Source organism: Bacillus sp. JNUCC-22, from assembly GCF_018861275.1.
Classification (GTDB): Bacteria; Bacillota; Bacilli; order Bacillales; family Bacillaceae; genus Bacillus; species Bacillus velezensis.
This window is the reverse complement of record NZ_CP076408.1, coordinates 829,469-845,993: the sequence shown is the minus strand read 5'-3', so window position 1 is coordinate 845,993 and position 16,525 is coordinate 829,469. Positions and strand designations below refer to the sequence as shown.

The 16,525-nt window shown below is 48.4% G+C and carries 17 protein-coding genes; 6 read left to right on the top strand and 11 right to left on the bottom strand.

Annotated features, from left to right (window positions below; genetic code table 11):
- Positions 1-21 precede the first annotated feature (21 nt).
- The 3 genes from JNUCC22_RS04265 to recX form a co-directional block, all read right to left on the bottom strand.
- Positions 22-1,215 (bottom strand): MFS transporter, encoded by a 1,194-nt coding sequence (locus JNUCC22_RS04265; RefSeq protein WP_025284446.1) that lies wholly within the window; start codon positions 1,213-1,215, stop codon positions 22-24.
- A 144-nt stretch (positions 1,216-1,359) separates the two neighbouring features.
- Positions 1,360-1,674 (bottom strand): YfhH family protein, encoded by a 315-nt coding sequence (locus JNUCC22_RS04260; protein WP_007408553.1) that lies wholly within the window; start codon positions 1,672-1,674, stop codon positions 1,360-1,362.
- Positions 1,675-1,680: 6 nt separating this feature from the next.
- A complete protein-coding gene (gene recX / locus JNUCC22_RS04255) occupies positions 1,681-2,472 on the bottom strand; it encodes a recombination regulator RecX (RefSeq protein WP_029325989.1) in 792 nt (263 codons plus the stop codon).
- Positions 2,473-2,563: 91 nt separating this feature from the next.
- Here recX and JNUCC22_RS04250 point away from each other — a divergent pair, with 91 nt between their 5' ends.
- The 3 genes from JNUCC22_RS04250 to JNUCC22_RS04240 all read left to right on the top strand — a co-directional run bounded on the left by JNUCC22_RS04250 (position 2,564) and on the right by JNUCC22_RS04240 (position 3,893).
- Positions 2,564-3,463, top strand: a complete 900-nt coding sequence (locus JNUCC22_RS04250) for a TIGR01777 family oxidoreductase (protein WP_216062153.1) — start codon at positions 2,564-2,566, stop codon at positions 3,461-3,463.
- Between the two features lie 57 nt (positions 3,464-3,520).
- Complete coding sequence (locus tag JNUCC22_RS04245) at positions 3,521-3,631, top strand: YfhE family protein (RefSeq protein ID WP_003155504.1); 111 nt, start codon at positions 3,521-3,523, stop codon at positions 3,629-3,631.
- A gap of 70 nt (positions 3,632-3,701) precedes the next feature.
- Complete coding sequence (locus JNUCC22_RS04240; protein ID WP_003155508.1) at positions 3,702-3,893, top strand: YfhD family protein; 192 nt, start codon at positions 3,702-3,704, stop codon at positions 3,891-3,893.
- 40 nt (positions 3,894-3,933) lie between these two features.
- Here the strand turns inward: JNUCC22_RS04240 and JNUCC22_RS04235 are convergent, their stop codons facing one another.
- The 3 genes from JNUCC22_RS04235 to mprF all read right to left on the bottom strand — a co-directional run bounded on the left by JNUCC22_RS04235 (position 3,934) and on the right by mprF (position 8,144).
- Positions 3,934-4,518 carry a nitroreductase family protein gene (locus tag JNUCC22_RS04235; protein WP_007408549.1) on the bottom strand — a complete coding sequence of 195 codons (585 nt, stop codon included), beginning with the start codon at positions 4,516-4,518 and terminating at the stop codon, positions 3,934-3,936.
- Positions 4,519-4,594: 76 nt separating this feature from the next.
- A complete protein-coding gene (locus JNUCC22_RS04230; protein ID WP_015239425.1) occupies positions 4,595-5,479 on the bottom strand; it encodes a PhzF family phenazine biosynthesis isomerase in 885 nt (294 codons plus the stop codon).
- A gap of 94 nt (positions 5,480-5,573) precedes the next feature.
- Positions 5,574-8,144: a bifunctional lysylphosphatidylglycerol flippase/synthetase MprF gene (gene mprF, locus JNUCC22_RS04225; protein ID WP_012117111.1), complete on the bottom strand. Its 2,571-nt coding sequence runs from the start codon at positions 8,142-8,144 to the stop codon at positions 5,574-5,576.
- Positions 8,145-8,312: 168 nt separating this feature from the next.
- Here mprF and JNUCC22_RS04220 point away from each other — a divergent pair, with 168 nt between their 5' ends.
- Both JNUCC22_RS04220 and JNUCC22_RS04215 read left to right on the top strand, forming a co-directional pair.
- The gene (locus tag JNUCC22_RS04220; RefSeq protein WP_012117110.1) at positions 8,313-8,795 is read left to right on the top strand and encodes a MarR family transcriptional regulator; all 483 of its coding nucleotides are present in this window, start codon (positions 8,313-8,315) and stop codon (positions 8,793-8,795) included.
- A 108-nt stretch (positions 8,796-8,903) separates the two neighbouring features.
- The gene (locus tag JNUCC22_RS04215; RefSeq protein WP_108654880.1) at positions 8,904-10,496 is read left to right on the top strand and encodes an MFS transporter; all 1,593 of its coding nucleotides are present in this window, start codon (positions 8,904-8,906) and stop codon (positions 10,494-10,496) included.
- Here the strand turns inward: JNUCC22_RS04215 and bstA are convergent.
- The 5 genes from bstA to JNUCC22_RS04190 all read right to left on the bottom strand — a co-directional run bounded on the left by bstA (position 10,456) and on the right by JNUCC22_RS04190 (position 15,735).
- Entirely contained in the window at positions 10,456-10,998 is a 543-nt protein-coding gene (gene bstA / locus JNUCC22_RS04210) for a bacillithiol transferase BstA (protein WP_022552779.1), read from the bottom strand. The genes JNUCC22_RS04215 and bstA overlap by 41 nt on opposite strands.
- A gap of 25 nt (positions 10,999-11,023) precedes the next feature.
- Positions 11,024-11,296 (bottom strand): ribonuclease inhibitor Barstar, encoded by a 273-nt coding sequence (locus JNUCC22_RS04205; protein WP_007408543.1) that lies wholly within the window; start codon positions 11,294-11,296, stop codon positions 11,024-11,026.
- A 22-nt stretch (positions 11,297-11,318) separates the two neighbouring features.
- Complete coding sequence (locus JNUCC22_RS04200) at positions 11,319-13,730, bottom strand: PEP/pyruvate-binding domain-containing protein (RefSeq protein WP_108654881.1); 2,412 nt, start codon at positions 13,728-13,730, stop codon at positions 11,319-11,321.
- 323 nt (positions 13,731-14,053) lie between these two features.
- Positions 14,054-15,142 carry an acyltransferase family protein gene (locus JNUCC22_RS04195; RefSeq protein WP_099566504.1) on the bottom strand — a complete coding sequence of 363 codons (1,089 nt, stop codon included), beginning with the start codon at positions 15,140-15,142 and terminating at the stop codon, positions 14,054-14,056.
- Complete coding sequence (locus JNUCC22_RS04190; RefSeq protein WP_007408540.1) at positions 15,133-15,735, bottom strand: NAD(P)H-dependent oxidoreductase; 603 nt, start codon at positions 15,733-15,735, stop codon at positions 15,133-15,135. Before JNUCC22_RS04190 ends, JNUCC22_RS04195 begins: the two co-directional genes overlap by 10 nt.
- A 232-nt stretch (positions 15,736-15,967) precedes the next feature.
- On the opposite strand from JNUCC22_RS04190, the gene JNUCC22_RS04185 reads away from it, so the two are divergent.
- Positions 15,968-16,519: a PadR family transcriptional regulator gene (locus JNUCC22_RS04185; protein ID WP_015239418.1), complete on the top strand. Its 552-nt coding sequence runs from the start codon at positions 15,968-15,970 to the stop codon at positions 16,517-16,519.
- The last annotated feature ends 6 nt before the right edge of the window (positions 16,520-16,525 follow it).

The window sequence follows — 16,525 nt, the reverse complement described above, 5'->3', positions numbered from 1 at the left end:
ATATCCCCTGCAAGCTTTTTGTTATCCTTTATGCACTTGGTATTCATAAACATCTTTCTTCTCAGACAGATGAGCGAACGTGGAAAGCACAAGGCCGAGAGCTGTCATCAGCGCACCGCCGGCAAACAGCCATGAGTAAGATCCCGTTCCGCCGAGAATCAATCCGCCGATCCAGGCGCCGAGCGCGTTTGCCAGGTTAAAGGCGGAAACGCTCACCGCAGCGGCGATTGTCGTGCCGTTTTCAGAGGAAGAAATAACCTTGGTCTGCAAAAGCGGCGGCGTGCCGAACGCACATGCGCCGAATAAAAATGTCGCTGAAACCGCGGCGGCTGGAAAAACGGCGATATAAGGGAAAATCGCCAAGACGCCGATCAAGCCGATCATCACACCGATCATCGTGCGCGTCAGCAGTTTGAGCGGCACTTTGCCCGCGAAGAAATTCCCCGCCACTCCGCCGAGACCGTAGGCAAATAATGCGCCTGTAATGCCGACTGTGCCGAACCCCGCTGAATCTCTTAAAATCGGCTCAATAAACGTGTAAGCGATAAATACGCCTGAGTAGCCGAGAATGGTGATCGCAAAGGAAAAAATCACTTGTTTATGCTTAAAGACACTCCATTCATTCATCAGCATCGGAATCACTTTCGGTTTCCGGTTCGGTACGACCAGCATCAGTCCGATCAGCCCGATCATGCCTAAAACGGAAATAATGAAAAAGACGGCCCGCCAGTTAAGGGCATCCCCTAAATAAGAGCCGAACGGGACGCCGAGCATCAGCGCCACGGTTAATCCGCCGTTCATGGAAGCCGCGGCGGCGGAACGTTTTTCAGGCGGCACCATTTCACTCGCAAACACCATGGCGATCGCAAAAAAAGCTCCGTGGATGGATGCGGATAAAATTCTGGAAATCGCCAGCACGGCGAAGTTCGGCGCAAAGACGCTCATCAGGTTGGCAAGGACGAAGATGCCCATCAACCCTAGCAGCACCGGTTTTCTCGGCAGCTTAACCGCGATAATGGTTACGATCGGGCCCGTCAGGCAGACGCTTGCCGCGTACGCCGTAACAAGCATGCCCGCTGAAGATACATGTATATGAAAGTCATCGGCAATCGACGTCAGAATACCCATGACAGCATATTCCGTATACCCGATGGAAAATGTGCAGATCATTAAAACAAAAATCATTAATTTCACAGATGGCTGTTTCATTTTGATATTCAACGCAAATCGCCTCCTTTTTATTTAAAAAACAACGAAGTCCATCTTAAAAGATATCAAAAATGAATTCAATCATTTTTTACTGAAAGGTTGAAACGAATGTGCTCGAAAAGAAAAAGAGGCCGGAACCGGCCTCTTTTGTTATTTTTTTTCTTTTAAAACGGAAATCGGCAGTGCTTCTTCCCCGTCAGACGGGGAAGATCTGTGTCCCCAGGCGAATACGCCGTTGATGTAATCAATGCGGAAAGTGTCATCAGAACCTTCTATCTGATACACCCCGCCGGGCCGAAAGTCTTCCGGGTTCAGCATGTAAGCTTTGGCCATCGTAATTTTCCGTTCAAGCACGGCCAGTTCATTTACAATGCCCATCTGTTCCGCTTTTCGCGCTTTTTCCGTCAGTCCCGCAATTTCTGTCTGTAGTTCATGAGGCGTCATTTGACTGTATCGTTTGTCCATTTCAGTTTACTCCTCTTCCTGCAAGAATTGATCAATATCGTCAATCGAGAATCCTTTTCTGAATAAGTACTGTTTAACCTTCATTCCGCTTTCATAGCTGCCGTCATAGCGGTATTTCCTGATCGCTTTTTCCGCATGGGCCTTCAGAGCTTCCATCTCGGCTTCATCATCATTTTCATACTCCGTCTGCTCCAGAGCGGCATTGATGACGTCGAAAGGGAAACCTTTTCGCTGAAGCTGCATCTGCGCCCGCTGTCTGATCTCTTTTGTGGACAGCTTTTTGTCTTTTTTGAGGATCTTGCCGATATGTTTCAGCGCTTCTTGTATCTGCTCATCAAATGTAAACGCGCTGAGCGTTTCCTTGATGGTATCGTCGTCTATTCCTTTCGCTTTCAGCTCGCGGAACAGGACGTCAGGGCCTTTGCCGTTTGTTTTTTTGTGGGTGCTCGCATAGGCTTCGGCAAATTCTTTGTCATTTAAGTAGCGGTAATCGTACAGTTTATGGATGACTTCAGAAATGACCATGTCCGGTGTTTCTTTTTTCTTCAGGTGGTCCCGGACTTCTTTTTCAGAACGCATCCGGTATGATAAAAATTCTACGGCGCGGTTAAAGGCTTTTTTCACGTCATCGCCGTACTGGATTTCAAGAATGTCAAGCTCGTCCAGTTCTTTCCCTTTTTTCAGGTCATAACGCACAAGCACGTCGGCGTCGACGCTGAATGCATATTTCTCATCAAGAAAGATGTTGAAGCGCTCGGTATTTTTCTTTTGGGTCGATATTTTTGTAATAAACGGCATCCCGGTCTCCTTTCCCGCCCCGATGTTCAGGCGTTTTTCTTTTTGGCAAATGAGGTACAGTATATATATCAACGTGTAAGGAGAGATGGATATGAATATCGCGATGACAGGCGGCACTGGTTTTCTGGGCCAGCATCTGACAGGTGTGTTTACCCGCCGGGGACATCATGTCTATATTTTATCAAGAAAACAGAGAGAAACCGAACAAAAAAATGTGACATATGTTCAATGGCTGGCCGAAAACGCGGCGCCTGAGCGCGAGCTTCCCCCTATTGATGTATGGGTGAACCTCGCCGGCAAATCCATCTTTGACCGCTGGACGGACACAACGAAGGAACAAATCATCTCAAGCAGAATAGAAGCGACGAGAGAAGTCAGACGGATTATGAAGCAGCAGCCGAAAAAACCCCGGGCTTTGATTCAGGCCAGCGCCGTCGGCATTTACGGCACAAGCACAGAAAAAACGCTCACCGAACAGTCCGATACGTCAAATGAAGACTTTCTCAGTCATACGGCTCATATGTGGGAGCGTGAAGGCCAGAAAATTGAAGCGCTCGGCATCCGGACGGTATATGCCAGATTCGGGGTGATGCTCGGTGAAAAAGGCGCCCTGCCGCTCATGGTTCTCCCTTATAAGCTGTTAGCCGGCGGCACCATCGGCTCTGGACGGCAATGGCTGTCATGGGTTCATGTGGATGACGCCGCGGAACTCATCGCTTATGCGGCGGAGCATGATGACTTGTCCGGTCCCATGAATGTGACATCGCCGAACCCCGTAGAAATGAAGCAATTAGGAAAGACGATCGCAAGCGTCCTGCACCGCCCCCATTGGATTCCCGTACCGGAACTTTTTCTGGAGAAGGCCTTGGGAGAAATGAGCCTGCTGATCGTAAAAGGCCAGCGCGCCCTGCCTAAGCAGGCGCTGACATCCGGTTTTCAATTTACATATGAAGAACTTGATTTGGCTTTAAAGGATCTCTTATCTGCATAAAAACGGAAATAAAAGCCAATCCTATTGGTATTCTGTTTTGAAGGAGGGTCTTCTTTTATGGAAAAGAAGCGCGAAAAACATCAGCAGGGAGCCAATCTGAAAAAAATGCAGGAAGTCCTTTATTCCGGTGAATTCAAAAAAGCGGAAAGAGCAGCCAAACGGAAATAAACTGAATAAAGATCGGGATTGGGCAGATACTATGTTTGTTTGATATCACTTTTTTCAGGGGGCGATTGATATGGGCAGAAATCATACTCACAAAAACCGTGATAAAAACAAACAAAAACTTCCTCAAGTTCCGGATGCTTTGAAACGCGAAACAGACGGCACATATGAGGAATATTCAAGCGAGCTTGCTGATTCCGCTGACCGCGAAGCGCAGGCGCGGATGAAAGCCGCTGACAACAGAGCTAAAAGCAAAACCCGCTAATACGAAATCCCCGCCTCTGTATAGAGACGGGGATTTTTTTTTACAGTTCGGTAAACAGGCTTTTTGCCGGCGTCCGTTCTTTCGCCTTAGGCTGTTCATCCGGATAGCCCGTTTGAATGATAGCTGCAAAGCGCTCATTGTCAGCAAGGCCGAAGTCTTGGTGCACCTGTTTGTCATACATAATGCGGCCGCTTTTCCAGACCATGCCGATGCCGTTTTCATGTGCGAGAAGCTGAAGGTTTTGAATCATGCCGCTCAGCGCCGCGAAATCATCGTTTCTCGTAAATTCATTTTCATCTTCTTTTAAGACGACCAGCAAAAATCCCGGAACGGCGCTGAGATTTTTTCTCATGTTCCGCTCTTTTTCCTCGTTGAAATCATCTTTTATCTTTTTGAAAAATGAGACGTAGCTGTCCGCAAGCTTTGCTTTTCCCGCTTCGCTTGCTGCGTAGATAAAACGCCATGGCTCCGTCAGTCTGTGGTTCGGTGCGTAAACGGCCGTTTCAAGCATATCTAATATGACTTCAGAAGGTACGGTTTCCGGTTTAAACGACCGGATGGATCTTCTGTTTCTGATTGTATGTGCAAGACTTTCGTTTTGCTGTAATTGTTCGGTTTTCGGCATGCCGATTCACCTTCCTATCCAAATGAAAATGATTATCATTTATAATATAACGGATACGACCGGCTTTTGTAAACCGTTACGGAAGCTGAAAATTGATTGTTTCGGCATACACGGCCGTTCCCGTCATCTTGATGTTCATCTCTCCGTTTTCCTCCGCGATCCTGATTTCCACTTTTCCGTCTTTCCCGATTTCCTGGCCCTGTTCAATCGTGAGGCATTCGGCTTCGGAGCCTCCGTATTGCCGCATATAGGCTGCCATGACGCCTGAAGCGGTTCCCGTGACGGGATCTTCAGTCGTTCCGGAGAAAGGGGAAGAAAAATGGCGTCCGTGCAGATCACTTTCCGGATGAACGGTTTCCAGAGAAAACGGATGAACGCTCGCTTTCGGAAGATCGCGCAAAATAGCGGGGAATTGTGCGTTGTCCGGCACCATATTCCGTGATGCTTTAAGTGATCTCAGCGGAACAATCAGTGTCCAGATCCCCGTTGATCCGTAAACAATCGGCAGCCCGCTGTGAAAATCCTCAGCCGTAATCCCGAGCGAGGCCGCAAGCTTTTCTTTGTCACCCGTAAACGGCAGAAATTGCGGGGGAGCCTGTTCGAGTGTGATGTATACCCGGCCGTTTCGTTCAGCGGCTTTTGCGGGAAGAATGCCGGCTTTTGTTTCAATTTGATATGTCTGATCAGCCTGAAGCCTTCCCTTTTCAATTAATGCGTAAAGAGAGGCGACGGTAGCATGTCCGCATAAATTCATTTCGTGGCCGGGTGTAAAATAGCGGATGCGCAGATCGGCTTCTCCGCTTTTACAGAGAAATGAGGTTTCATTGTACCCTGCCATTTCGGCGATCATCTGCATCTCTTCATCTGAATAATCATCTCCGTTAAAGACGATTCCCGCGGGATTTCCCAAATCCGGAATATCGGAAAACGCTTCATATTTAAACACGGTTGCCTGTTTCATTCATCAGCCTTCCTTTCACCTTATGATCATGTTATTCAGTATAACAGAGAGAAATTAGAATTTTTAGTCAATTATTCAAAAAAAAAGACGCCTTTTAACGGCGTCTTTTTTTGGTTTTTCCGATCAGGCGGGTGACGAGGATCATCGTGACGGACAGTGATCTGTTTTTTCGGTACGCCAAGTATTTCCCGCGCCACTCCGGTTTGTATTTTTCTTTAAAGGCCCGCAGCCCGCTGAAGCTGTACATATACCGGACGTTGTTGAAGATGACGGCCGCGATTCTTTCCGACCAGAAAGAAGTAAAAGCCGTTCCTACGTTTGACAAAGGCGCCATGCCCATATTGAAGGTAGTATAGCCTTTTTCCTGCGCCCAGAGAAACAGACGGATGAAAAGCGCGTCCATAATACCGTTCGGCGCGCTTTTCCGATAACGCATCAAGTCGACGGATATCTCGCCTTCCTGATACATCGGCATCAGGTTGGCAAAAGCGATGATCTCCCCTTCCGCGTCTTTCACGTAAGCAATCGGCGCCTGTTCCAAATAATCCCGGTCGAAGAAACCGAGAGAAAAACCTTTCTCTTTTTTCGGTCCGAGCCATTCGTCCGAAATGTCTTTCAGCTTGGCGATAAACTCGGAGGAAAACGGCGGTTCCCCGACATGAAATGTGTAGCCTTCGCGGTCAAATTTGTTGTTAATCGCCCGCAGCCCCGCTTTTTTCTTACCTGAGAGCGTAAAGGCCTCCATATCCACGAACGCTTCTTCTCCAAGCTTGAAGAAGTTATAGCCGAAGTCATGGTACAGCGCCAGATCTTCACGTTCGATCTGATAAAACATGACACTCAGCCCCTGCTTATGCGCTTCATTCAGAAATTCCTCAATCACAAGCGGAAAAGAGTCTCTCTGTCCTGACGGATCACCGAGCACGACAAGCCTTCTGGAAATCTGGCTGAACAATAAAAGCGCTTTGCCGTCGCTTGAGAAATAAAACCGCTTATCCCCGAGAAAGCCGAGATGGCTGAGCGCATTTCCGCCTTCTTCCGCCAAAAAGGACTTCAGCCGTTCAGGATCGGCCTCTTCTCCGATCGGCTTCGATCTTTTATGATAAAAGAACGTAAACAAAAGGAAAAACAGCGGCACAACAATAATGGCCGTCATCGTGGCATATGTAATGTGCGAATTGTTATGGACGAAATAATCGTGGCGCAGCAGTCGATTCATTTTATCCCAAATAAAGCCGGCAATGAGATTGTAGTTAAACAAGGCGATAATAAACAGAGCGGCCGCAAAAATCATCTGGCCGAGCGTATACGAAGCCTGCTCTCTGATAAACTGCCGCTTTAACAGCACAAGCAATACGATGACGACAGGCAGAATAAAGATCGCGCTGATGTTCAATCCTTTTAAGAAACTGAACACAAAACCGCCGACCAGCGCGGCAACCGCCATTGAATAAGAACGTTTCGTCCGTTTGTATAATTCAATCGGCAAGATTAAAAGAATCAAAGCCGCGCTTAACGATAACGCGTTAAACGCAAGGAGCGCCGGGCGCGGAATATGCGGGATGACCGTCTCCCTGTCAATCGGCAGGGCGACGGACGCCAGCACGACGACTCCCGCCATGAAAACCAAAAGCGACAGCGAACCGTAAAGCACCCTGATTAAGATAGCGCGCTGGAATACGAGAAGCACGTTCGTCGTTTCCACGGCAGGCGCCATCTTCGGATTTGATTCCAGCCGTTTCAGCGTATTTTCCGTTAAATCGCCAGCCGCAAAGAACAGCCCGAACACAAACGGAATAAATGAATACACAATCCGGTAGATGACGATGGATGTCACAACCGCCTCCTGGGGAAAGCCCATATTCTGCATGCCGAGCAGAAACAGAAGGTCAAACGAACCGAATCCTCCCGGCACAAGGCTGATGATTCCCCCGATAGCGGCAATGGCAAATACACCGAATACATGGCGGACATCCGCGTGAATTCCCATGACATACAGGGAATAATACATGACGACGGCCGCCGCAAACCATTCGGCAAACGATGCCCCGATGTAAGAAAAAACCGGATGCCTCGGTTTTGCTTCACCGTCTTCTGCGCCAGCTTTTTTATTGTTGATCCCAGCGGCGATTAAGGCTGCCGGCACTATAAGCGCCACTCCGGCGATAACAGCCCACAGCCACGGTTTCTCACCCGTAATCTCTCCAACCGGCAGAACCCGGGCGATGGTCAGGATACTGAAGACGGACAGCCCGAGCAGCGCTGAGGACGTAAGCCAGGCGATGCCTGCGACGAGGCGTTTTACGTCATTCGTATGTTCTTTGTAAAGCATCGTCCGCAGCCCGACACCCGCCAGACCGCCGAATCCAAGGACATTGTTAAAGGAATTGGCGATAAAGGAGACCCTGAATACTTTCCAATTCGGAATGTTGAGGCGAAGCGTCCGTTTCAGCACAAAGTCATAAAAGGACATTGCGCTGACGGCAAGAAGGCCGAGCAGAACGAGAATAAATAAATCGTAACGCTCAATCCCGTTAATAATGTACAGCGTTCGTTTAAAAGAAAGGTCTGTCAATTCCTTTTTGGACTGATAAATGACTAAAAGCAAAACTGCAATAGGAAATAATACTTTTAATATCGATAAGGCATTCTTTTTAGTCAGCAATGTTCTCTCCAATCATCATAAAATAGCTTATTTATTATAATTCCCCCAATAATCTCCAACATATTATACACTACCACCTCACATTCAAACAAAACTCGTCTGCAACTTTCTTTCTCTGATTAAAATCAGTAATATGGTATGCAGGAGTATAAATGAGGAAGTGAGACGATGGATTATAACCTGCATGATACAACAGTATTAAGCGGCGATATTTTTTCTCCTGAGGAACGGGATATTTGGGTGCTGTACATGAAAGTGATGACATCGGCGGGGCTCGGCGATGTGTCGGAGTGGATGAAGCTTGATATGAGCATGCCGCAAATGAAGGTGCTGATGCTTCTGAACAACCACGGGACGCTTAAGGTGAGTGACATAGCGGAGAAAATGGGCGCTTCCCTTTCAAATACGACGGGGCTGCTTGACCGTTTAGAAAAATCATGTTTCATTACACGCGCTCCGTCAGAAGAAGACCGCCGTTCAGTCGTCGTTCAATTAACGGAAAACGCGAAAGATATTTTCCGCAGCCTTTATCAAAAAGGACATGTAAAATTGAAGCGTTCATTGGAAACGCTGACCGCTGAAGAAAAACAAACGGTCAATCAAGGGCTTGCCATTTTGGCAAGAGCGCTTGATTCTTCCAAACAGGGATAGAGATGAAAAAGGCCTGCCGGTATCGGCGGCCTTTTTTTGTTTGACATTTAATTCACTTGAAGTGAATAATATATTCGAAGTGAATTAAAAACAGGAGGATTGATCAGTATGCCGGAGCCATTGCAAACAGAAAAAAACCAGAGCCGGGCCATCACTCTCTTTACGATCGGTGTGTTCATGGCGGCGCTGGACAACGGAATTATTTCCGCTGCTCTGACGACGATTAACAGCTCTTTTGATGTTTCTCCTTCATGGGGATCGTGGGGAGTGACCCTTTACACATTGGGACTCAGTGTCAGTGTGCCGATTGTCGGCAAGCTGTCGGACCGATACGGGCGGAAAAAGCTGTTTATGATTGAAGTCGGGCTGTTCGGACTCGGCTCTTTGCTTGTCGCACTCAGTCAGAGCTTCCCGATGTTTTTGGCGGCACGGCTCATTCAGGCCCTTGGCGGCGGCGGAATTTTTATTATCGGGAGTTCGCATGTGCTGGCTGTGCTTCCAAAGGAGAAACAGGGGAAAGCTCTCGGGCTTTTAGGGGCGATGAACGGTATGGCGGCCGTCCTCGGACCGAATATCGGGAGCTTTTTGCTTGATGTAACCGGGTCGTGGCATTGGCTGTTCTTGATTAACCTGCCGATTGCCGCCGCTTTGGTTGTGTGCGGCGGTTTGTTTATCGCTGAAACGAAAGAGCCTGAGGCGAAACGGCTTGACCTCGCCGGCACAATGCTGCTGTCTCTTGCGATCTTATCTTGCATGATCGGTATCACGAATCTCGATGGGGCGAAGCTGTCAGAAAGCATAATGAACGTAAAGGTGTACGGGTATCTTTTGGGAGCGGCACTTCTCTTTCTGGTGCTGCTTAAAGTCGAAAAGCGGGTTGAAAACCGAGGGGGCGATCCGATTCTCGCCTACTCGCTGCTGCAAAATAAAGTGTTTCAATGGACGCTCGTCATCGGATTTTTATCGGGAGGGCTGCTCGCTGCGGTCATTTTTATTCCTTCTTATGCGGAGCAATATTTGCATGTATCGGCGGAGAAAGCGGGTTATTGGATGACGCCGCTCGCGTTGGCGTCAGGAATCGGAGCGTGGCTCGGCGGGGCGATCACGGATAAAAAAGGGCCGGTCTTTTCCGCGGTTGTATCAGGCGCCATCGCATTTGCAGGCTTCAGCCTGTTTCCGTTATGGGTGACGGATAAATGGGAATTTGTCACAGCGAGTGTCATTGCGGGGATCGGTTTCGGATTTCTGCTCGGGGCTCCGCTGAATGTGCTTGTATCAGAAACGGCGGGCCAAAACAAAGGAACAGCGCTCGGCACGCTGTCACTCGTAAGGCAGGTCGGGCTGACGCTCGCTCCGGCTTTATATGCCGGCTTCATTACAGCGGGCTTTGACCGGATCGGAGATGACATCAAAAACCGTTTAGCGAAAAGCGGAATTCCCGCTGATCAGGCGCAAATGCCCGATATCGGCGGCGGACTTTCTTCGTTGCAGGAGCAGGTAAGCCGAATCCCCGTTCCCGCCGTCAAAAAAGCGGTTTCTGATGCGATTGAAGCGGGCATTTCCAGCGGCTACCACCATCTTTATACGGCAGCCGCCGTCATTTCATTATGCACGATTGTGTCTGCGGCGGTTTTGGCGTATTTCCGGAAGCCGGCATCCTCTAAGACAGATGCCAGCCCATCCGCCGGGAAAGCTCAGTAATATGGGCGATGTGATGTTCAGAGTGCCAGACATATAGCCCGAGCGCCTGTTCCAGCGTAACCGTCTCTTTAGATACAGGATGGAAGTATGTCCGTTTGAATTGGGCTTCCGTCATGGAGCGCAAAAGAGCGGCCCATCTTCTGTGCAGGAGCGTTAACAGCTCAAGCGCATCCCCGCAAGCGGCGGTTTTAGAATCATGAAGATCGGCCCAGCCTTTTTCATCATAAGGGCGGATTTCCGGTTCATTCTCCGTTAAGCTCAATTTAAACCGGGTATAGCCGTTCATGTGGCTGTCCGCCAGATGGTGAACCACTTGGCGGACAGTCCATCCCCCTTCGCGGTACGGCGTATCAAGCTGACTGTCCGACATCGCTCTGACAGCTTGTTTCAGTTTGGCCGGAGCGTGCTCCAGCGCATTGATCCATTCTTGTTTCTGTCCGGCCGAAATCGATTCAGCCGGCTGATATTCTCCAATCGGATAGCTGAGGGTTTGTTTTTCCATTTTTGTCTCTCTCCCGTTGCTCGTATTATGAAAGTATGATGGTGATGTCGCAGCCTTCCGCTTTCGCTTCACGAAAGACCTGAAGCACACTCTCGGCGCCATTTTCTGTAAGCTGCTTGCTTTGTTCAAACTGTCTCCATTCTAAAACGAGGGGGTATTCCACCCATCCGGTCAGACAATCCCATAAAGCGTCAAGGTTTTCACCGTAGTATTCAGGAAGGGCAAGTTCCTTTTTCAATGTCTGGTGCAGGTCGCTCATACTTCTGATTTGCTCCCCGTTAATAACTGCTTTATTCATGCGCTGCTCCTTTCCCATGTTTTTATTCTATCAGTTTACCATTTTCCTCTTCTGAAGTGACCGGAGTCTGCCGCGGTTCCAGCTGGACGATGCCTTGCCCGCCGTCAACGGCCACCCTGTCCCCCGTTTTCAGTTTTGACGTTGCATTTCCGCACCCTACAACGGCAGGAATCCCAAGTTCCCGGGCGACGATCGCCGCGTGGGACAAAGGGGCGCCGACGTCCGTTATGATAGCAGCCGCTCTTGGAAAAAGCGGGGTCCAGCCTACATTGGTTGTCGACGTCACTAAAATTTCCCCCGCCGCAAAAGAATCCCCGTCTTCCGGAGTATCAAGGACACGGACAATGCCCTCCACTCTCCCGGCCGCTCCCGCGAAACCTTTTAAAGTATGCGCATCATCAGTTTCCGCAGGCATAAAAGCATCGTAATAATCCGCTCTTCTGTCAGGATCCTCAGCCCATTTAAACGGATTGAACCTTCCGTTAATAACGGATGGGAACGGCGGCAGTTTTTTATAGGTTTCATAGTTTTGCTTTCTCGCTTGAATCGACGCAACCGCCGGCTCTTTCCCCGCGAGCAGATCGGTTATTTCATGCAGATACAGGAAGAAAATATCGTCCTTCATGCCGGTCATTTCCGCCGCTCTGAGCGCGAATGCTCTGGCTGTCCGGTACACCCTGACAAATTCGGATCTGGTTGTTTCTCTAATATTCGCGTATTCTGACGCTTTTTCCATTTTGGCTTTGAGCCATTTGACCTTATGAGGATACTTTTCTTCAAATCTTCGGAAGGCCTGTTCATGCGACCGCTGCTGTTTCAAAAGCAGTTGTTCGGCATCAATACCCGACTCCTTGTGTTCTTTGATCTGCTTCGTCAGCCAATCCCGGTTTTCTCCCGGATGCGGTATGGAAAGTTCGTATTCATGCGGGCCACGGTGACCTTGGTTCCTGAGGTATTCTTCCTCGCTCATACGGCCTTTCATGACTTGATCAATGCCGATAATCGGCTCCAGGCTGGCCAGTCCGCCTTTTCCCCTCAGATTGGACAGCAGGAGATTCGCATCTTCTATCCCTGCGAGTTTTGTTAATTGAGAGGTTAACGACGAAGAGGATTGCGCAGAATCACGCCCGCCGGATATTAACGCAAACCACGCGTTGCATAAATACGGATAGATCTCATTGTTCCATATCGCTAATAATGTCCGCTCCGTTTCGGCCCGTTTCAGCTTTTCCTCAATATTCCGGCACCACTCCGGCGATTCGTCCAAGTAGGAGGACATGTTTTTTTTCGCGTGCTTCATTTTCGACAGATACGGTTTCAGTTTTTTCGAGATGATCTTCAAAAGTTCATACTTTGAGAACGGATATAAAGGAATTTTCATTTCCGCCGGGATTTCTCCCAATGTATCGCTCATCATTTTTCCTATTTTTCCGCCTTTCGGATTCAGACCGAAAGCGGCGAGAACGGAAAGAGGCTGGCTCATATTGTTATAGGCTCTGCCGCAAATATTGCCGGACCAGACATAATAACCCGGAATGATGCCCGACTCTTCATCCAGATTCCGGAGGAGCGACCATGTCAGCGGCGTCATCACATCGGGAATCGCTTCTCCTATATTTGTGTTTGTCCATAAAAAATCCCCGCTGAAAGAATCATTCCATTCATAGGTTTCCAGATTTCCGGCTTGTAAGGTCGTAATCGGGCGGGATTGTAGAATATACAATGTCCCGCCCGCAGCGGCCCATTCAATATCCTGCGGCCCTCCAAGATCTTTTTCCAGCTTTTTCGCCAGTTTATAGAGCTTTGACGCATATTTGCGAAATTCCCCGGGGCCGTCATATTTTTTCTTGGGCCGTGCCAGTTTAAAAGAATAGGCATCGGCTTCCCCGGAAACGAGCTGCTCCCCGAGACCGTAGACGTAATTGCCTGTCATCTCCCTCCTGCTCCCCGTAATCGGATCTGCGGTAAACAGCACTCCGGATATCTCAGACGGTATCATCAGCTGGATGACGATTGCGATTTCATGCTCATCTTCCATTCCCTGAACGGCGCTGTACGCTTTTACCCTATCAGACTGTGCCGATCGGCGGACTTCATCAATCGCCCTGGACATGTCTTGATCTGTTTTGACATTCAACACCGTATCGAATTCTCCGGCAAAGGAAGCCTGAGCGGAATCCTCGCTCAGCGCGGATGATCGTACGGCAAACAACGCAGATGCATGGCGGCTGCGGATGGAATTCACATATTGATCAACAGCCTCTCTCGCCTGATGGCGCAGCTGTCCGTCCTGAAAGGCAGACGGCAAAATCACAAACCCTTCAGGCACAGGATACCCGCTTTGATACATTTTAGAGAGAATGCTTCCTTTTCCTCCCGCAAAGGAATAAAGTTCGTCCGGAAGTTCTCCGAATGTTTTGACACAGTCATTCATAATGTCCCCGCTCCTTTTTAGTCGTTCATCCAAGCTCACAGTTTTTCTCTTTTTCACTTTTTTTGAAAGTATTTCCTATAAGTATACAATATATCGGTCTTCACAAGGGAGAAAATCGATGGCGTTATGTTGTCATAAATGCATCCGTCAAAACGGCCGCAGGCGGGGTCTTCAGCCTTACAGTGAAAGCGCTATTAAAATTAGGGATAGGCTGCCCGATACTGCTTGCCTGGCATTCGCTTCCGGCTTGCCGCGGAAGGTTTCGTTTGCAGGTTATGTACAACTTCCGTATCATAAAAGGCGGCTGAAACGCCGCCTTTTTTTCAGACTGTGCGGCCTTGATGCGCCGCCGTATTTCTTTTGGTCTGCTTCGGCTGATACACTTTCCCGACAAACAGGTATCCGTATCTGAAATGGTTGCACACCCAAGATACGAAAATGGGACCGAGCGTGCAGATCAAAAATAAAAGAAGGATGGCAGCCGGCAAAGGCATTGATCGCAAATAGCCTTCCAGAAGATATCCGCTGATTAAAAAGTAGGAGTGCAACAGATAGATTGAAAACGAATAGTTGCTGATCATCATCACAATCGCGGGCACTTTTTTGAGCTTTGAAAACAGATGAAAACACAGAAAGATCATACTGACCGCGTAAATCATAATATCCGGACGCTTAGAGGAAATGGAGCCGCCGCTGATATATGAAACGGCCACAATCAATAGTGCCGATACGGCCGCACTGAAGTAAACCGCATAACGGTACTGATTGATTAGCGATAAAAAACGCGGATATTCCTTTCCGCAATAAAATGCCAGACAGAAATAAAACACCCAGCCCGGAAACGGAACCCAAAAGAACGGAAAAATAGAATCAAGCCCCGATGATGCCGGCGGATGAAAGATGGAAAAGTAAGCCAGATAGACGGCGTTGATGATAAACGACACAGACAGCACCCACATGGGAGATTTGTTGTTCAGCCAGCGGTGCAGCAGCATATGGAGAATGTAAAATTGAAAGATCACAAGAATGAAGTAGCCGATGAAGTTTCCTAAAAACACATTTTCTAAAAATTTACCGATCACTGAAACGAAGCCGGCTCCTTCTTCCGCCACGCTTTTCATTAAAATGGCATCCACCGCGGCAATAAACAGAAACGGCACGAAAATGACTTTGCCCCTTTTCTTTAAAAAACCCGCGGGAACGCCTCCCGGGTATGACCTGGCAAGCAGAAATTCCGAAATAAAGATAAACGCCGGCGTGCTGAACATCAACAGGGTCCGAAAAGCATCAACCGTATGGGCGGCACTGGCTAAGGACTCTTCCTGAATCATCAGCACCATTGAAACTACGTGAAGCAGAACCACACTTAAACAGGACAGGCAGCGAATCACGAAAATTTCTTTTATCTGCATGCGGCCGCTCCTTTTTCACAAGCGCGCCGGACTTTAGCGTATGCTTGGCGCAGCCATTTTTCCCGCAGCTCGGGTGTGCTCGTTTTGACGACAGAAAAAAGGTTCCGCTCGGCTTTTTGAATGCCGCAAAATTGCAGAATGCCTTTTTTCAGCGTAATCCAGTCCGAGTTTTTCCGGAACCACTTTAAGTACCAGCCCGGGGAATCCGCCGTATAAAAGACCTGTGCCGTCTCTGCCCGGAGCAGTCCTTTTACGCGGCCGTTTTCATATGTGTAGGCTTCTCCGGCGACAAGCACTCTGTCAAAAAAGCCTTTCATAATCGCCGGAACGCCTCCCCACCACAGCGGGTAGATGAAAATGAGATGATCCGCTTCTTTCATCAGTTTCCGGTATTTCTTCGTTTCAGCGTCCCGGTTCATGTCAGAGCGCTTTTTTTCGCCGCCGTACTTCAGCACGGGATCAAATTGGTCGGCGTATAAGTCAATGACCGTATAGCTTTGGCCGCTGTCCTTTAAAGCCATGACGACGTATTTTACGAGAGCCGCATTGAAACTGTTCTCATCCGGGTTTGCATACACAATCACCGTCTTCATATGTCCCTCCCATTATTTCTTAATTTTTACAATGATTATATCATGTTGTCATATGAATGAGGCAAAGACATGAGAAAGGCTTTTTCCAGTTCTGCTGCCGTTTCGATAACCCCTTTCTGCATATTTTCGCTGATTTTGCCGCCGCAGATTCAATTACAAGCATCCGGCACTTCTGCGTTTTTGAGCGGCCGTATGGTATACTAGCTGTCAAATGAATGGCTTGGAGGGCAACATGAGAATTTTAAAGTACGCGATTTTAGGGCTTTTGCGAAAAGGCGAATTGAGCGGATATGATATATCGAGCTATTTTAAAGAAGAGCTCGGCCAGTTTTGGAGCGCAAAGCACAGCCAGATTTATCCGGAATTAAAAAAACTGACGGCTGAGGGATTTATTACGTTTCGCACTGCGATTCAAGGAACGAAGCTTGAGAAAAAAATGTACACGCTGACTGACAAGGGAGATCTGGAGCTTGCTGCCTGGCTGACGAAAAAAGACCCGATTCCGGAAACGGTCAAGGATGAATTTATGCTGAAGGCTTATTTCATCTCAGCTTTGACGCAGGAAGAAGCGGATGAGCTATTCACCGATCAGCTCGTAAAGCGGAAGGAGAAATTGTCCGATCTGGAAAACAGTTATCAAGAACTGATGACATCGTCCGCGGAGGCGGATTCTTTTTCTTCTCCTGATTTCGGCCATTATCTCGTGCTGACAAAAGCGCTTGAGCGGGAACGGAATTATATTTCCTGGCTTGAAGATATTTTGGCTCTCATCAAAAAAGCATAAACAAAA

Excerpts from the sequence above, each read along its gene's own strand:
- JNUCC22_RS04185 (WP_015239418.1), top strand. The coding sequence starts at position 15,968 with ATGAGAATTTTAAAGTACGCGATTTTAGGGCTTTTGCGAAAAGGCGAA.
- JNUCC22_RS04240 (WP_003155508.1), top strand. The coding sequence starts at position 3,702 with ATGGGCAGAAATCATACTCACAAAAACCGTGATAAAAACAAACAAAAA.
- JNUCC22_RS04190 (WP_007408540.1), bottom strand. The coding sequence starts at position 15,735 with ATGAAGACGGTGATTGTGTATGCAAACCCGGATGAGAACAGTTTCAAT.
- JNUCC22_RS04215 (WP_108654880.1), top strand. The coding sequence starts at position 8,904 with ATGCCGGAGCCATTGCAAACAGAAAAAAACCAGAGCCGGGCCATCACT.
- JNUCC22_RS04250 (WP_216062153.1), top strand. The coding sequence starts at position 2,564 with ATGAATATCGCGATGACAGGCGGCACTGGTTTTCTGGGCCAGCATCTG.
- JNUCC22_RS04200 (WP_108654881.1), bottom strand. The coding sequence starts at position 13,730 with ATGAATGACTGTGTCAAAACATTCGGAGAACTTCCGGACGAACTTTAT.
- JNUCC22_RS04220 (WP_012117110.1), top strand. The coding sequence starts at position 8,313 with ATGGATTATAACCTGCATGATACAACAGTATTAAGCGGCGATATTTTT.
- JNUCC22_RS04245 (WP_003155504.1), top strand. The coding sequence starts at position 3,521 with ATGGAAAAGAAGCGCGAAAAACATCAGCAGGGAGCCAATCTGAAAAAA.
- JNUCC22_RS04235 (WP_007408549.1), bottom strand. The coding sequence starts at position 4,518 with ATGCCGAAAACCGAACAATTACAGCAAAACGAAAGTCTTGCACATACA.
- JNUCC22_RS04205 (WP_007408543.1), bottom strand. The coding sequence starts at position 11,296 with ATGAATAAAGCAGTTATTAACGGGGAGCAAATCAGAAGTATGAGCGAC.
- JNUCC22_RS04230 (WP_015239425.1), bottom strand. The coding sequence starts at position 5,479 with ATGAAACAGGCAACCGTGTTTAAATATGAAGCGTTTTCCGATATTCCG.
- JNUCC22_RS04260 (WP_007408553.1), bottom strand. The coding sequence starts at position 1,674 with ATGGACAAACGATACAGTCAAATGACGCCTCATGAACTACAGACAGAA.
- JNUCC22_RS04195 (WP_099566504.1), bottom strand. The coding sequence starts at position 15,142 with ATGCAGATAAAAGAAATTTTCGTGATTCGCTGCCTGTCCTGTTTAAGT.
- bstA (WP_022552779.1), bottom strand. The coding sequence starts at position 10,998 with ATGGAAAAACAAACCCTCAGCTATCCGATTGGAGAATATCAGCCGGCT.
- recX (WP_029325989.1), bottom strand. The coding sequence starts at position 2,472 with ATGCCGTTTATTACAAAAATATCGACCCAAAAGAAAAATACCGAGCGC.